This is a genomic window from Pseudomonas sp. DC3200b2, from assembly GCF_049895785.1.
Classification (GTDB): Bacteria; Pseudomonadota; Gammaproteobacteria; order Pseudomonadales; family Pseudomonadaceae; genus Aquipseudomonas; species Aquipseudomonas massiliensis.
In genome coordinates this window covers 95,270-107,714 of record NZ_JAFCTA010000001.1, presented here as the reverse complement: position 1 = coordinate 107,714, position 12,445 = coordinate 95,270, and the positions used below count along the sequence as shown (strand labels likewise).

Below are 12,445 nucleotides of genomic sequence, written 5' to 3'. Positions count from 1 at the left end.
TTAAGGTTTGAAGGAGCAACACAGCATGATCAAACGTAACCTGCTCGTCCTGGGCCTTGCCGCCTTGCTGAGCGCCTGCGGATTCCACCTGCGGGGCACCGGCACCAACGAAATGGCGATCAAGGAACTGGACCTGAAGGCCCGTGACGCCTATGGGCAAACGGTCAATGACCTGCGCGCCAGCCTGGAGCGTAGCGGTGTGAAGGTAGTGTCAGGGGCGCCCTACGCCTTGAACCTGACCAGCGAAACACTGGATAACCGCAATGCCACCTATAGTGGCTCGGCGCGCTCGTCCGAGATCCAGCTGAACCTGCGCGTGGATTACACCATCACTGGCGACCAGCAGCGTGTGCTGGTGGACGACCATATGGACGTGCAGAAGGTGTATGTGCACGACAACAACAACCTCACCGGCTCGGACCAGGAAGCCAGCCGAGTGCAGACCGAGATGCGTCGCGAACTCGTCCAGCGCATGATGCTGCGCCTGGCGCAGCTGACACCGGCGGAACTGGAAAAGCGTCAGGCCCAGGCTGACGCCAAGGCTCAGGCCGAAGCAGCCGCCGAGGCAGAAGCACAGCGCATTCGCGACCAAACCCCGCAGCAGTCGCCACTGGAAGTCCCCGCCCAGTGAAGAGTCGGGCCAGCCGCCGGGGCGCTGCCACGTGAAACTGCCTCCGGCCCAGTTGGGCAGGCATCTGCAGGGCCCTCTGGCACCGATCTACCTGGTCAGCGGTGATGAACCGCTGCTCTGCCAGGAAGCCGCGGACGCCATTCGCGCCGCGGCCCGCCGCCAGGGCTTCGACGAGCGCCAGGTATTCAACGCCGACAACAACTTCGACTGGGGTACGTTGCTCCAGGCCGGCGCGAGCCTGTCGTTGTTCGCCGAAAAGCGTTTGCTCGAATTGCGTCTGCCGGGCGGCAAGCCTGGAGACAAAGGCGCTGCCGCGTTGCTGGAGTATTGCAACCGGCCGGCCGAGGACACGCTGCTACTGGTCAGCCTGCCCAAGCTCGACGGCAGCACCCAGAAGAGCAAGTGGGCATCGGCCCTGATCAACGCGCCTCATGCCCAGTTCATCCAGGTATGGCCGGTGGATTCTGCCCAGTTGCCCCAATGGATCGCCCAGCGCCTGGCCCAGGCAGGCCTGAATGCTCAGCCTGACGCGGTCGAGTTCATCGCCGCGCGCGTCGAAGGCAACCTGCTGGCCGCGGCCCAGGAAGTCGAAAAGCTCAAGCTGCTCGCCGAAGATGGCCAGGTAACCCTTGAGACTGTCCAGGGGGCCGTGGCCGACAGCGCGCGTTTCGACGTTTTTGGGCTGGTCGACGCGATTCTTCTTGGCGAAGCCAGCCATGGGTTGAGAATGCTCGAGGGCTTGCGTGGCGAGGGCGTTGAACCGCCGGTCATCCTCTGGGCGCTGGCCAGGGAACTGCGTACCCTGGCCAGCGCAGCCCAGGCGTTCAGTCAGGGCATGCCGCTGGACAGGGTTTTCAGCCAGATGAAGCCGCCGGTCTGGGACAAGCGTCGTCCGTTGGTCAGCAAGGCGATGCAACGTTGCTCCGCCGCACGCTGGAATCAAATGTTACAAGATGCTCAACACCTCGATGCACAGATCAAGGGCCAGGCGCCTGGCTCGGTATGGGCAGGGCTTTCCCGCCTGGTCCTGCTAATGGCCGGACAGCGATTCCCGCTTCCCGCGCAATAGCCCCTTGGCGGCCCCCAGCCTTGGCGTGGTAAGGTTTTCCACTACTTTCCAGTGCCTGGGCAATTGCATGTTTTTTCGCCGTATCAGCCGTCGCCGTTCCTGCCGAATCATCGCCGCTTCCAGCCTGCTCCTGCTTGCAGCCTGTTCGGAAACCCCGACTGCTGCCGATGCAGTGCCGGGCACGCCCGCGGCGGCCACGGCCATGAACACGCCAGCCGAACCGGCGCAAAGCTTCGAACAGTGGCAGGCTGGTTTCCGTACCCATGCATTGGCCGCTGGCGTGCGTAGCGATATCTTCGACCAGGCGTTCAGCGGCGTTACCCCCGATCCCGCTGTCATAGACGCGGACCGCAGCCAGCCTGAATTCACGCGCCCGATCTGGGAATACCTGGATGGCGCGATTTCTCCTGTACGAGTGAACAAGGGCCAGGCACTCATGGCTCAGTACCAGAGCGTGCTGCAGCAGATCGAGCAACGCTACGGTGTCGATCGGCAGACCCTCGTCGCGGTATGGGGCATGGAAAGCAGCTTTGGCCGCTACCAGGGCGACAAGTCCGTCATCCGCTCCCTGGCTACGCTGGGCTATGAGGGCCGTCGCCCCGACTTTGCCCGGGAGCAGCTGGTGGCTGCCCTGCAGATCCTGCAGAACGGAGACATCGAGCCCGCGCGCATGCTGGGGTCCTGGGCGGGCGCCATGGGGCAGACACAGTTCATACCCACCACCTACAACGCCCATGCCGTAGACTTCGACGGTGATGGCCGCCGCGATATCTGGAACAGCGCCAGCGATGCCCTGGCCTCCACAGCCCAATACCTGCAAGCGTCAGGCTGGCAGCCAGGGCAACCCTGGGGCGTGGAAGTGCAGTTGCCCGCCAGCTTCGACTATGCACAAGCCGACGGCAGCCTGCGCAAAGCGGCCGCCGAATGGCTGGCCCAAGGCGTAAGGCTGCCGGCGGGTGTAACCTTGCCCGCTGGCGCGGCCCAATTGCAGGCCAACCTTCTTTTGCCGGCCGGTTATCGCGGGCCGGCCTTCCTGGTGTTCGACAACTTCCGAGCCATCCTGAAATACAACAACTCCACCGCCTACGCGCTGGGGGTAAGCCTGTTGGCCCAGCGCTTCTCCGGAGGCGGATACATCCTTGGCACCTGGCCCAAGGATGATCTTCCCCTGAGCCGCTCCGAGCGGATCGAGCTGCAAACGCTGCTCAGCGCCGCCCATTACGACGCAGGCGCCGCCGATGGCATCATCGGCGCCAATACCCGCAAGGCGATCCGCGCGGCCCAGCAGGCCCGTGGCTGGCCAGCGGATGGCTACCCCACGCACAAGTTGTTGGAAAGCCTGCGGCAGGCTCAGCCTGCCTTGTAGGCCTCAGGGCAGCTTGCTGTTTGAGCCAGGAAGAACCTGGTGGGCTGGATAGCGCAGACGTGCCCGCTTCGCTGGCTTCTACGAGGTAATGTCTTGCGCGAGGGTCAGGGTCTGGCGGTCCGCGTCGAGCACTACCAACGCACCTAGGGGCAGGGTCAGGTTGGGGTCGCAATGGCCGCTGCGCCAACCGGCGAGCACTGGGATACCCAGGGGGTTGAAAGTCTCCTGCACGAGTGCGAAGAGAGGCTCGAGCTCCACCTGGGCAACATCCCCCAACAGCACCGCGCGCAGCCCATCGAACTTCCCCGCGAGCCGTAGCTGGTTGAGGGTACGGTCGATACGGAACAGGGGCTCGTTCACGTCTTCGATGAAAAGCACTGCATGCCGGGTATCGATGGCCCAGGGCGTACCCAGGGACGCGCCTATCATGGTGAGGTTGCCGCCAACCAACCTCCCTTCGGCCATACCGCCGCACAGGGTAGCCAAGGGCCAGTCGAGCGGGTGGGCGATAACCGAGCCTGCGCCAAGCTCCCCTCGCAGCATGCGCAGTAATAGGGTTTCCGTAGGCGCCAGCCTGGGCGTCAACAGGTCAGGCCGCAGCATGGGCCCATGAAAACCCACCAGCCCTGTTTCCAGCCAAAGGGCCTGATGCAGAGCGGTGAGGTCGCTGTAACCTACGAAGGACTTGGGATGACGGCGGATCAGGCCGTAGTCGATCTTGTCCAGCAACCGAGGGCTGCCATAACCTCCTCGAACGCAAAGGATCGCCGCCACTTCGGGGTCGAGGAATGCACCATGCAGGTCCGCCAGGCGCACTGCATCGTCGCCCGCGAGATAGCCCTGTTTCTGGGTAGCGCCAGCGAAGATCTTCAGGCGATAACCGTGGGCCCCCGCCCAGGCATGGGCTGCCGCCTGGTCGAATTCAGCGGGCCCCGCTGGCGCGACCAGCCCGAGGCAATCTCCGGGGCGAACCGCCCGCACCGGGCGCGCGGGGGCAAGGCTCAAAGCTTGATCTTCGCCTCGTGGGCCTGCTGATCGGCATGGTACGAGGAACGCACCAGGGGACCAGATGCCACGTTCTTGAAGCCCAGCCGGTAGCCTTCCTCGGCAAACCAGGCGAAGGTGTCCGGATGCACGAAGCGCTGTACCGGCAAGTGGCTGCGCGAAGGTTGCAGGTACTGGCCAAGGGTTAGCATGTCGATGTCATGCTCACGCATCTTGTGCATGACCTCGATCACCTCCTCGTCCGTTTCACCCAGGCCCAGCATCAGCCCGGACTTGGTCGGCACCGTGGGTACGCGCTGCTTGAACTTCTGCAGCAGGTCCAGGGACCACTCGTAGTCCGAGCCCGGGCGCGCGGCACGGTACAGACGCGGCACGGTTTCCAGGTTGTGGTTGAACACATCCGGCGGCTCGGCGGCGGTGATGTCGAGCGCGATGTCCATACGACCACGGTAGTCTGGCACCAGGGTTTCCAGCTGAATGCCCGGGGACAGCCTGCGGATCTCGCGCAGGCAGTCCGCGAAGTGCTGGGCACCGCCGTCACGCAGGTCGTCCCGGTCCACGGACGTGATCACTACGTACTTCAGCCGCAGATCGGCAATGGCCACCGCCAGGTTATGGGGCTCATCCACGTCCAGGGGCTTGGGACGGCCGTGGCCTACGTCGCAGAACGGGCAGCGGCGCGTGCAGATGTCGCCCATGATCATGAAGGTCGCGGTGCCACCAGAGAAGCACTCACCCAGGTTGGGGCAGGAGGCTTCTTCGCAAACGCTGTGCAGCTTGTGCTTGCGCAGCAGCTGCTTGATGCGATCCACCTCGGGCGAAACCGGAATGCGCACGCGAATCCAGTCAGGCTTCTTGGGAAGTTCTTCGGTGGGAATGATCTTTACCGGAATGCGGGCGACCTTCTCGGCACCCCGCAGCTTGACGCCCGCTTCGACCTTTTTCGGGGCCGGCGGCTTGATGATGGCCGCTTCAGGGCTTGAGACGGTGTCTTGCGCTGTAGTCATATCAGTCGATTCCGCCCGTAAGGGTCGTCTGCTCAGCATACTCGAGGTGTTCGACGAGCTGCGCGCGCAACCGGGCACAAACCTCATCAAATTCGACCCCCGGCGAATGACTGGCCAATTGCGTCATGACAAGGCCGGCATAGCCGCAGGGGTTGATTCTTTGGAATGGCTGCAAGTCCATGTCCACATTCAAGGCCAGGCCGTGAAAGGTTCGGCCATGGCGAATCCGCAAGCCCAGCGAGGCAATCTTGGCGCCTCCCACGTACACCCCGGGCGCATCCGGCCGGGCCGCTGCGCTTACCCCATAGCTGGCCAGAAGTGCGACCAGGGCGTTTTCGATCCGGGTGACGAGTTCACGCACGCCGAAACCCCGGGCTCGCAAGTCCAGCAGCAGGTAGGCCACCAGTTGCCCGGGGCCATGGTAAGTCACCTGACCGCCACGGTCGACCTGCACCACCGGGATGTCCCCCGGGATCAGCAGATGCTCGGCCTTGCCAGCTTGCCCCTGGGTAAATACCGAAGGATGCTGGACCAGCCAGGCTTCATCGCCATGGCCATGCTCGCTGGCTTGATCGGTAAAGCGACGCATGGCCTGCCAGACAGGCTCGTAGGGTCGCAAGCCAAGCTCGCGAAAGCCCAGGCAGCCTGGCATCACAGCACCATATGGACGAACCCGGTGGCACGCAACGCACTGTTGATGTCGCGCAACTGCTCCTGACCGGTGGCAATGATATGCAACTGTACAGTGGTGTACTTGCCGTTGCTGCTCTGCCGCTCGGCCAGGCTCTTGATATCGACCTTGGCGTATTTGGCAAGGATTTCGATGACGGCGTCCTTGAAGCCCACAACGGTGTCGCCGATCACCTTGATGGGGTAGTCGGGGCAAGGAAACTCAATGATATGAGACTTTACATCAGTGTCTGTCATGGCAGTAACGGCCTCATCAAGCCGTGGAAAAAAGCTACACCTCCCGCAGCCGAAGGCTGGGGAGGGGTAACCGACGGGTCGTCAGTTGAACAAGCCGTAGAAGAATAGGCGAATGCTATCCCACAACCGACGGAAAATGCCACCCTCCTCGACCGCTTCCAGGGCGATCAGGTCCTTGGTTTCCACGACCTTGTCACCGTTCTTGACCTCCACCTTGCCGATCACCTGGCCTTTCTCGATGGGCGCGGTGAGCTGCGGATTCATGGTGGTGCTGGCCTGCAGGTTCTTCAATTGGCCGCGAGGCAAGGTCAGGGTCAGGTCCTGGGCCAGGCCCGCTTTCACTTCATTGCTGGTGCCCTTCCACACAGGCGCCTTGTTCAATTCGGTGCCGGCCTTGTAGAAGGTTTGTGTTTCGAAGAAACGGAAGCCGTATGTCAACAGCTTCTGGGTCTCGGCGGCGCGCGCCTGTTCGCTGTTGGTACCGAATACCACGGCGATCATACGGGTACCGTCACGCACGGCGGAGGCGACCATGCAGTAGCCGGCTTCCTGCGTATGGCCGGTTTTCAGGCCGTCGACGGTCTTGTCGCGCCACAGCAGCAGATTGCGGTTCGGCTGCTTGATGTTGTTCCAGAAGAACTCCTTCTGCGAGTAGATCGCATAGTGAGCCGGGTCTTCGTGGATGATCGCGCGGGCCAGGATGGCCATGTCATGGGCAGACGAGTAGTGGTCCGGGTTGGGCAAACCGGTCGGGTTCATGAAGTGGCTGTTCTCCATGCCCAGTTTCTTCGCCGTCGCGTTCATCATGTCGGCGAAGGCGTCTTCGCTGCCGGCGATATGCTCGGCCAGGGCCACGGTGGCGTCGTTGCCCGACTGGATGATGATGCCATGCAGCAGGTCGCTGACCGACACCTGGGAGCCGACCTTGATGAACATCCGCGAGCCGCCCGTGCGCCAGGCATTTTCACTGACCGTGACCAGGTCGTTCTCGCCGATCTGGCCCCGGCGGATTTCCAGGGTGGCGATATAGGCGGACATCAGCTTGGTGAGGCTGGCCGGTGGCAGGCGTTCGTCACCATTGCTGTTGATCAGCACGTTGCCGCTGGAAGCCTCCATCAGCACATAGGCGCTGGCGGCCAGCTGGGGCGCGGCCGGCACCATCTGGTCGGCGGACCAGGCAGCAGGCGAAAGAAGCAAGGGAACTAGCAGGCACAGGCGTTTGGCAAAGTTGGTGATGTTCATCCGTCTCTCGAGATTACTGATGGCACAGGCCCTGTGGGCAAATCTTCGTGAAAGCCGTGTCAGGGCTTACGTGGGTTACCGTCCTTGGTGCTCCGCTCGGGCGAACACGAGGCGGAGCGGGGCCGCAGGTCAGTCAGCGGTGACCACGCTCGGCGAGCCGAGCCTGGCCAGGCGAATGCTGTTCTGCACCTGCTGGGCTTCATCCTGGGTTCCGATCGGCCCCAGGCGCACGCGATAGAGCGTTTGCTGGTTGCGAATCGTCGGGCTGGTAAAGGCCGGAGCCTTCACCATGGTACTGAGTTTCGACCGCAGCAGTTCGGCAGCGTCCGGGTTGGCGAAGGCTCCCACCTGGAGATAGAGGCCAGTTGCCTGCGCAGAAGCGTTTTTTTTTGGGTCGATGCTGACCGGGGCGGTGGCGACCGCATGCTGCTGAGGCGGCGGCGTGTATTGCTCCACGGTTCCGGTCGATGGGCTGAGTATCGGGCGCGCCTGGGCCACCTGAACAGACGGCTGCTGCAACACCATGGGCGCGGGCCGACCGCGCTGGGCCCACCATTGCTGCGGATCGATGCCTTCTACCCGAACCCGCGCGGTGCCGGTTTCGGCATAGCCGAGCTTCTTGGCTGCCGCGTAGGACAGGTCGATGATGCGATCCGAATAAAAGGGACCGCGGTCATTGACCCGCAGGATCACGCTACGGTTGTTGTCCAGGTTGGTGACCTTCACGTAGCTGGGCAGTGGCAGTGTCTTGTGTGCCGCGCTCATGCCGTAGAGGTCGTACACCTCGCCATTGGCGGTATTCTGCCCGTGGAACTTGGTGCCATACCAGGACGCGGTGCCGACGGCCTTGTAATTGGTGCCGTCGGGGATGGGAAAGTAGGTTTTGCCCAGCACCGTGTAGGGGTTGGCCTTGTACGGCCCGGTATGCAAGGTGGGAATGGCGTCCGGAATACGCGAAACGTCCACGTCCCACCAGGGCGCGCCGTCCTTGTGGGCATGGTTGATGTCCAGCACGGGGCGAGGACTCGCGCTGTAGCTGGGCTCGGGCGACCGGCTGCTAGAGCAGCTGGCCACCAGCAACGCCGCCGCTCCATAGAACGCCAGTTTCAGTGGTATACGAAACGGCATCGCCCGCATCACTTGTAGCCCCGTGCTTGAACCAACATTTGCGACAACTGGTGAACCGCCATGGCGTACATCGCGCTGCGGTTATATCGCGTGATCACGTAGAAATTCTTCAGGCCCATCCAGTACTCCGGCCCGGTTTCCCCGTCCAGCCTGAAGGCCACGACGGGTGCATCATCGCGCAGCGCATCATGACTCGACCAGCCTAGGGCTCGCAACTCCCCGACGGTTTTCGACGGGTCGAGACCTGGGCTCAGGCCTTCGTCGGCCCGGCTGCCGCGCACTTCGGCCCGGCTGACCACGGCCTGGCCACTGGCCCAGCCATGGCGCGAGAAATAACTGGCGACACTGCCGATGGCGTCGGTAGGGTCGCTCCAGATGTTGATATGGCCGTCGCCGTCGAAGTCTACCGCGTAAGCTCGGAAGCTGCTGGGCATGAATTGCGGAAGGCCCATGGCCCCCGCATAGGAGCCTTTCAGGGAAAGCGGGTCCACCTGCTCGTCGCGGGCCAGGAGTAGGAATTCCCGCAGTTCCTTGCGGAAGAAATCAGCCCGGGGCGGGTAGTCGAATCCCAGCGTGGACAAGGCGTCGATGACACGATAATTCCCGGTATTGCGCCCGAAGAAGGTTTCCACGCCGATGATGGCCACGATCACTTCGGCGGGCACCCCGTACTCCTGCTGGGCGCGGGCCAGGGCGGCCTCATGCTGGCGCCAGAAATCCACGCCCCGGGCGATACGGGCGTCGGTGATGAAAATGGGGCGATATTCTTTCCAGGGTTTCACCCGCTCGGCCGGCCGCGAGATGGCATCGAGGATCGCCTGCTTGCGCTCGACTTCCTTGAAAACGCCCATCAGTTGCTCGCCGGCGAAGCCATAATCGCGGGTCATTTCACCCACGAATTCCGCCACCTGGGGTGAACCTTCATAATCTCCGGCGCAGGCCGCTCCCGGAGTGCCAAGGATGCCCGCCAGGCCGACCCAAGGAATGTATCGAGCGACCCAGCCACGCATTGCTTGCATTGAATTCATCACCTTAATCAAACCTGAGCGATCCACTTGCGATGGGTATGGACCGACATCAAAACCCCAAACGCTGACAGTAGCGTCACAAGCGAAGTTCCGCCGTAACTAATGAAGGGCAAGGGTACGCCAACCACGGGCAAAAGCCCGCTTACCATGCCGATGTTCACGAACACATAAACGAAGAATGTCATGGTCAGGCTACCAGCCAGCAGCTTGCCATAGAGGGTTTGCGCCTGGGCGGTGATCACCAGGCCGCGACCGATCAGCAGCAGGTAGATCAGCAGCAATGCGCAGATGCCCACCAGGCCGAACTCTTCGCCGAGGACGGCGATGATAAAGTCAGTGTGGCTTTCGGGCAAAAAATCCAGGTGGGACTGTGTACCCAAGAGCCAGCCTTTCCCGAAGACACCTCCGGAACCGATGGCCGCCTTGGACTGGATGATGTTCCAGCCGGTGCCCAGCGGGTCGCTTTCAGGATCGAGGAAGGTAAGGATCCGCTGTTTCTGGTAGTCATGCATGATGAAGAACCACATCGCTACCGCCACTGGCACCGCGGCGGCGATCACGCTGAGGATCCAGCGCCAGCGCAGGCCTGCCATGAAGAGCACGAAGGCGCCCGATGCCAGGATCAGCAATGACGTGCCCAGGTCTGGCTGACGGACGATCAGCACGAACGGCACCCCGATAAGGGCCAGGCTGATGGCCACATGTTTGAGATGGGGCGGCAGCGTGCGCTTGGACAGGTACCAGGCGATGGTAGCCGGCATGATGATCTTCATGAATTCCGAAGGCTGGAAGCGTATGACTCCAGGGATGTTGATCCAGCGGGTAGCTCCCATGGCGTTGTGGCCCATGACATCGACCACCACCAGCAAGACCACGCCGATGACATAGGCCAGGGGCACCCAGCGCGCCATGAAGCGGGGCTCCAGCTGGGCGATGACGAACATCGAGACCAGGCCGATGCCGAACGACGTGGCTTGCTTGATGAGCAGGTCCCAACTTTTGCCGCTGGCCGAATAGAGGACGAACAGGCTGCCGGTGGCCAGCGTAAGAAGCAGCACCAGCAGGGGGCCGTCCACATGGATGCGCTGCAGGAAGGTGGCGCGGCGACGCATCACGTCTTCACTGGACAGGATGCGATCGAAATTATTCTTCACGCGCCGTAACCTCCGGAGCCGTTGCGCCTGCATATTCAGGCTTGAGCTGGCCATCCGGGCCCAACAACCAGGCGTCCATCACCTGGCGCACTACCGGCGCGGCCACCCCGGACCCGGATTCACCGTTTTCTACCATCACCGCGACTACGATCCGGGGATTTTCCGCTGGGGCGAAGCCAACGAACAAGGCATGGTCCCGGTGACGTTCTTGCAATTTATTGCGGTCATAGCGCTCCCCCTGCCGGATCGCCACCACCTGCGCCGTACCGCTCTTGCCAGCGATGCGATACACCGAACCCAGTGCCGCCTTGCGGGCAGTACCACGAGCGCCTTGCATCACCTGCTCCATACCGTGGGTGACTCGAGCCCAATCGGTCGGGTCTCGCAGAACGATATCAGGCATGGGAGCGGGGTCCACCGGTGGCTGCCCTTCGATGGTTCGAGCCAGGTGCGGGCGGTGCCAGCGGCCTTTGTTGGCGATCAGCGCGGTAGCCTGGGCAAGCTGCAGGGGCGTGGCTTGCATGTAGCCCTGGCCGATGCCCAGGATCAGGGTTTCCCCCGGGAACCAGGCTTGCCGTCGAGTGACGCGCTTCCACTCACGCGAGGGCATCAGCCCGGGAGACTCTTCGAACATGTCCAGAGAGACCTTCTGGCCGATACCGAAGCGCGATAGATAATCTCCCAGGCGGTCAATGCCCAGCTTGTGGGCCAGGTCATAGAAATAGGTGTCGTTGGACCGCATGATGGCGGTGTCCAGGTCGACGAAGCCGTCGCCACTGCGGTTCCAGTTACGGTACTTGTGATCGTAGTTGGGCAGCATGTAGTAGCCCGGATCGAACACCCGGGTGGAGGGGGTGACGACCCCGCTGTCGAGCCCGGCGATGGCTACCGCAGGCTTGATGGTGGACCCCGGCGGGTACAGCCCGCGCAACACCCGGTTGAAGAGCGGCCTGTCGATGGAATCGCGCAGCTCGGCATAGGTTTTGAAAGGAATGCCGGTGACGAACAGGTTGGGATCGAAGCTCGGTTGGCTGACCATGGCGAGCACTTCGCCGTTCCTCGGGTCCAGCGCGACTATGGCGCCACGCCGACCGCCCAGCGCGGCCTCGGCGGCCTCCTGCAGCTGGATGTCCAGGCTAAGGACGATGTCCTTGCCTGGAACCGGGTCGGTGCGCTTGAGCACCCGGAGCACCCGCCCGCGGGCATTGGTTTCGACCTCCTCGTAGCCGACCTGGCCATGCAGCTCGGCTTCATAGAAGCGCTCCACCCCGGTCTTGCCGATCTGGTGGGTGCCGCTGTAATTGACCGGGTCGAGGGTCTTGAGCTCCTTTTCGTTGATACGCCCCATGTAACCCACCGAGTGGGCGAAATGCGGCCCCTGGGGATAATGGCGGGTCAGCTGCGCCACTACTTCCACGCCGGGCAAGCGGAACTGGTTCACGGCGATACGGGCGATCTGTTCTTCGCTCAGCTCCTGCATCACCGGCACCGGCTCGAAGGGCCGACGCCCCTGGCGCATACGCTTTTCGAACAGGGCACGGTCTTCGGGGGCAAGCTCCAGGACCTCCACGATACGGTCGAGAATGGCTTCCCAATCCCCTGCCCGCTCGCGCGTCACACTCAGGTTGAAGCTTGGCCGGTTGTTGGCGATGATCACGCCATTGCGGTCATAGATCAGCCCGCGGCTCGGCGGAATCGGCTGCACATGGACCCGGTTGTTTTCCGACAGCGTTGAGTGGTACTCGTACTGCACTACCTGCAGGTAATACAACCTGGCCACAAGCACGGCGATGAGCACGATCACCGCCACCGCGCCCACGACCACGCGCTTGCGCACCAGGCGGGCGTCTTTTTCGTGGTCCTTGAGGCGGATCGGCTGGGACATCGT

The 12,445-nt window shown here is 62.8% G+C and carries 12 protein-coding genes; 3 read left to right on the top strand and 9 right to left on the bottom strand.

Annotation, left to right across the window (positions count from 1 at the left end):
• Positions 1–25 precede the first annotated feature (25 nt).
• From lptE to ACP691_RS00615, 3 genes are all read left to right on the top strand, one after another.
• Complete coding sequence (gene lptE / locus ACP691_RS00625) at positions 26–631, top strand: LPS assembly lipoprotein LptE (RefSeq protein WP_426152464.1); 606 nt, start codon at positions 26–28, stop codon at positions 629–631.
• Positions 632–662: 31 nt separating this feature from the next.
• Positions 663–1,700 (top strand): DNA polymerase III subunit delta, encoded by a 1,038-nt coding sequence (holA, locus tag ACP691_RS00620; protein WP_426152462.1) that lies wholly within the window; start codon positions 663–665, stop codon positions 1,698–1,700.
• 67 nt (positions 1,701–1,767) lie between these two features.
• The gene (locus ACP691_RS00615; protein WP_426152460.1) at positions 1,768–3,066 is read left to right on the top strand and encodes a lytic murein transglycosylase; all 1,299 of its coding nucleotides are present in this window, start codon (positions 1,768–1,770) and stop codon (positions 3,064–3,066) included.
• A 78-nt stretch (positions 3,067–3,144) separates the two neighbouring features.
• Here the strand turns inward: ACP691_RS00615 and ACP691_RS00610 are convergent, their stop codons facing one another.
• From ACP691_RS00610 to mrdA, 9 genes are all read right to left on the bottom strand, one after another.
• Positions 3,145–4,071 carry a S66 peptidase family protein gene (locus tag ACP691_RS00610; RefSeq protein WP_426152458.1) on the bottom strand — a complete coding sequence of 309 codons (927 nt, stop codon included), beginning with the start codon at positions 4,069–4,071 and terminating at the stop codon, positions 3,145–3,147.
• Positions 4,068–5,078 (bottom strand): lipoyl synthase, encoded by a 1,011-nt coding sequence (lipA, locus tag ACP691_RS00605; RefSeq protein ID WP_426152456.1) that lies wholly within the window; start codon positions 5,076–5,078, stop codon positions 4,068–4,070. Before lipA ends, ACP691_RS00610 begins: the two co-directional genes overlap by 4 nt.
• A 1-nt stretch (position 5,079) precedes the next feature.
• Positions 5,080–5,730, bottom strand: coding sequence for a lipoyl(octanoyl) transferase LipB (gene lipB, locus ACP691_RS00600; protein ID WP_426152454.1), 651 nt, complete (start codon positions 5,728–5,730; stop codon positions 5,080–5,082).
• The gene (locus ACP691_RS00595) at positions 5,730–6,005 is read right to left on the bottom strand and encodes a DUF493 domain-containing protein (RefSeq protein ID WP_040261588.1); all 276 of its coding nucleotides are present in this window, start codon (positions 6,003–6,005) and stop codon (positions 5,730–5,732) included. Before ACP691_RS00595 ends, lipB begins: the two co-directional genes overlap by 1 nt.
• A gap of 81 nt (positions 6,006–6,086) precedes the next feature.
• Entirely contained in the window at positions 6,087–7,247 is a 1,161-nt protein-coding gene (locus ACP691_RS00590; protein ID WP_426152452.1) for a D-alanyl-D-alanine carboxypeptidase family protein, read from the bottom strand.
• A 129-nt stretch (positions 7,248–7,376) separates the two neighbouring features.
• Complete coding sequence (locus ACP691_RS00585) at positions 7,377–8,384, bottom strand: septal ring lytic transglycosylase RlpA family protein (protein ID WP_426152655.1); 1,008 nt, start codon at positions 8,382–8,384, stop codon at positions 7,377–7,379.
• Complete coding sequence (gene mltB, locus ACP691_RS00580; protein ID WP_426152450.1) at positions 8,384–9,406, bottom strand: lytic murein transglycosylase B; 1,023 nt, start codon at positions 9,404–9,406, stop codon at positions 8,384–8,386. The genes ACP691_RS00585 and mltB overlap by 1 nt, the downstream gene beginning before the upstream one ends.
• Positions 9,407–9,411: 5 nt before the next feature.
• Positions 9,412–10,515 carry a rod shape-determining protein RodA gene (rodA, locus tag ACP691_RS00575; protein ID WP_052469438.1) on the bottom strand — a complete coding sequence of 368 codons (1,104 nt, stop codon included), beginning with the start codon at positions 10,513–10,515 and terminating at the stop codon, positions 9,412–9,414.
• Positions 10,516–10,546: 31 nt separating this feature from the next.
• Positions 10,547–12,442: a penicillin-binding protein 2 gene (gene mrdA / locus ACP691_RS00570; RefSeq protein WP_426152448.1), complete on the bottom strand. Its 1,896-nt coding sequence runs from the start codon at positions 12,440–12,442 to the stop codon at positions 10,547–10,549.
• Between the last annotated feature and the right edge of the window lie 3 nt (positions 12,443–12,445).

Coding starts and splice junctions, on each gene's coding strand:
- lptE (WP_426152464.1), top strand. CDS start 26: ATGATCAAACGTAACCTGCTCGTCCTGGGCCTTGCCGCCTTGCTGAGC.
- ACP691_RS00615 (WP_426152460.1), top strand. CDS start 1,768: ATGTTTTTTCGCCGTATCAGCCGTCGCCGTTCCTGCCGAATCATCGCC.
- lipA (WP_426152456.1), bottom strand. CDS start 5,078: ATGACTACAGCGCAAGACACCGTCTCAAGCCCTGAAGCGGCCATCATC.
- lipB (WP_426152454.1), bottom strand. CDS start 5,730: ATGCCAGGCTGCCTGGGCTTTCGCGAGCTTGGCTTGCGACCCTACGAG.
- ACP691_RS00595 (WP_040261588.1), bottom strand. CDS start 6,005: ATGACAGACACTGATGTAAAGTCTCATATCATTGAGTTTCCTTGCCCC.
- ACP691_RS00590 (WP_426152452.1), bottom strand. CDS start 7,247: ATGAACATCACCAACTTTGCCAAACGCCTGTGCCTGCTAGTTCCCTTG.
- ACP691_RS00585 (WP_426152655.1), bottom strand. CDS start 8,384: ATGCGGGCGATGCCGTTTCGTATACCACTGAAACTGGCGTTCTATGGA.
- rodA (WP_052469438.1), bottom strand. CDS start 10,515: ATGCGTCGCCGCGCCACCTTCCTGCAGCGCATCCATGTGGACGGCCCC.
- mrdA (WP_426152448.1), bottom strand. CDS start 12,442: ATGTCCCAGCCGATCCGCCTCAAGGACCACGAAAAAGACGCCCGCCTG.